This window comes from Endozoicomonas arenosclerae, assembly GCF_001562015.1.
Taxonomy (GTDB): Bacteria; Pseudomonadota; Gammaproteobacteria; order Pseudomonadales; family Endozoicomonadaceae; genus Endozoicomonas_A; species Endozoicomonas_A arenosclerae.
The window spans coordinates 1-2274 of record NZ_LASA01000247.1 but is presented as its reverse complement, the minus strand read 5'-3'; the positions used below and the strand labels follow the sequence as shown (position 1 = coordinate 2274).

The window sequence follows — 2274 nt, the reverse complement described above, 5'->3', positions numbered from 1 at the left end:
GAATATCTCTGTCTGTCAGGCTGTGAATCGTCCTTGCCTTGGCGGGTTATGTCTGAGCTGGCACAGTGTGGGCATTTCACCCCGTCAGGCCAGCGAATCTGGCGTATCTGTTCAAAGCACTTGGCGTTGTCGAGGAGGTCATAAAGTTTCATGACACTTTTGTACAAGAAAACGTCTTCTATTCATAGTCAAATAACTCGTCCTCAACCAGCTCCCCAGAATCCATTAAGAGCCTAAAAATTTTGCCGGTATTGGTGTTATGAATCCGGACCCGGGTGATCGGCTCTTGGGCTTTGACCAGACCACTGTCGATTGCAAAGGGACCGACGGCAGATGAAATGTTTCCACAGTTGGCGTCGTAATCAATGTGAGGATGATCGATTTCTGCCTGTCCAAAGGTGTAGTCAACGTCGGCATCGGGTCTGGAAGGAGGGTCAATCACAGCCAGTTTGGAAGTGACAATCTGCGCGCCTCCCATGCCGTCAATTTCTGTCAGATCAGGGGAGCCCATGATTCGCATCAGGATGTTATTGCGCTTTTCGCCTGGTGGCGGTAAATCCTTGCCCATCAGATAAACGGCTTTGCTGGTTCCGCCCCGCATATACACACAGGGAATCGCTATTTGTTGTTCGCTCATGTTGATTGCTCCTGTTGAGGTCGAAGTTGCCGGTCATCAACGATGGCAAAAGAGGATTTCGAGTTCGAAGCGATCAGGCATTTCGCTTCCATACCAGCATGGTCCGTGTTCCAGTCATTACGATTTCGCCATTCTGATTGCTGATGCTGAGAAGGACTTTTACCAATCCCTGTTTGGGGCGTGACTTTGATTCCCGAGCGCTGAGAACTTCGGAAGAAACATAAATTGTGTCGTTTATTTTGACGGGTTTGAGCGCCTTGATTTCATCAAACTCAAGATTGGCAGCTGCATGCCCACTGATCAGACGTGAGTGAATGCCCACTGCCATGCCAAAGGTAACGATATGTTCAACGATCAAATCCCCAAATTCGGATTTTTTGGCAAAGTCCCGATTGGTGTGGGGTTGGGATTCAATGCCCAGAAGTATGGTCAGGGAAACACAGTCGGATTCAATAATGGTTCGACCATGGCTCGATTGAATGATGCGGCCAACTACGAAATCTTCATAGAACATTGCGCCGTCTTCAACGAAATGCTTTTCATCTTTCTGGATCAAAAGTGAAGGTAACTGATTACTCATGGCATTCTCTGGAGGGCTTGGGAAAAGTAGGGGTCTTCCAGAGTGTAGTGGAGGGGTTTTATTTTTATTAATAAATAAATGAGATAACTAATACTGGTCGTTTAATAGTGAAAATATAAATGTATATAAATATACACTCGTAAAAAGGCGTTTTGATCAGAGCGCTTAGAGCAGTTAGCGGAAGGTGTTGGTTTGAGTGACGTCATTGGAATTTGTGGGGTATTGACCCTGAATGACTCAGACTTGAATTGATAATCCGCAGTCTTTTAAAAAGTTTAACACCTGATCCAGTCGCTTTTGCATTTCCGGATTCTTCAATGTATCAAACCAGTACTCCCAATCCATGGTTTTGTCAGCGTCTTGCACCTGACTGCCGGTGAGGGAGAAAAAAAGACTGTCACCATCGGCCAGTTTCAGGATGTAGGTAGCTCCTGACAGCTTTTTCGGGATGGCAGGACAGGAAAGTTCGACATCGTGGAGACCAACATTTCTGCGGTTTTTGATTTCATCTTTGAAGATTCCCTGTTCTTTCTCCGAGCGTTTCTGCAGTCCACCATGGGTGTAGGCAATGTAGAGATCAACCTGCTTCTCTCTGGCCAGCAATCGCATGGTCTGGGTGCGGTCTTTCAGTGTTTTCAGGCGTTGGGGGTCAGTGCGAATGGACTCGGGCAAGGTGTCTTCAGACAGCTGTCCGTTTCGGTTGCAAAGAGGGGTGGCAGGGCGATCCGTATGAATGATAGCTGTAGCGCTTTTGATTTTCCCCTTGTGAAGCATTTTGATAATGGACTGTTCAAAAGCACGTTGAAAGTTAACGCAGGGCAATTGCATCAATTCAGAACGACTGAGCAAAGCAGCTTTTTCAGGTGCTTATGGTCCCACCCTGCTAGCTTCCGGTGACTCTTGATACTGCGACTTCCCTTATTGGCTTTGATAGCGTTCAGCGCAAGCCGTCTCAGAATGGAGAAATTTTCAGCCCCATTTCCTGTGCTTATCTGACATGCGTCCTCTGAAAATGCAACGTCCAAAATCCAGTGCAGATTATTCTCCACCGCCCAAT

General features: G+C 47.0%; 5 protein-coding genes. All 5 read right to left on the bottom strand.

The genetic code is table 11. The features are described 5' to 3' along the window. Positions 1-152: transposase (locus tag WG89_RS33155; RefSeq protein WP_172806955.1), on the bottom strand; the 152-nt coding region annotated here is incomplete at its 3' end. 26 nt (positions 153-178) lie between these two features. Continuing rightward, positions 179-637 (bottom strand): PrpF domain-containing protein, encoded by a 459-nt coding sequence (locus WG89_RS28335; protein WP_062271119.1) that lies wholly within the window; start codon positions 635-637, stop codon positions 179-181. 73 nt (positions 638-710) lie between these two features. Then, entirely contained in the window at positions 711-1217 is a 507-nt protein-coding gene (locus WG89_RS28330; protein ID WP_062271117.1) for a MaoC family dehydratase, read from the bottom strand. 237 nt (positions 1218-1454) lie between these two features. Continuing rightward, complete coding sequence (locus WG89_RS28325) at positions 1455-2066, bottom strand: hypothetical protein (RefSeq protein ID WP_153301892.1); 612 nt, start codon at positions 2064-2066, stop codon at positions 1455-1457. Then, on the bottom strand, positions 2045-2274 hold a 230-nt coding region (locus tag WG89_RS33150; protein ID WP_414630392.1), incomplete at its 5' end, for a transposase. The genes WG89_RS28325 and WG89_RS33150, both read right to left, overlap by 22 nt.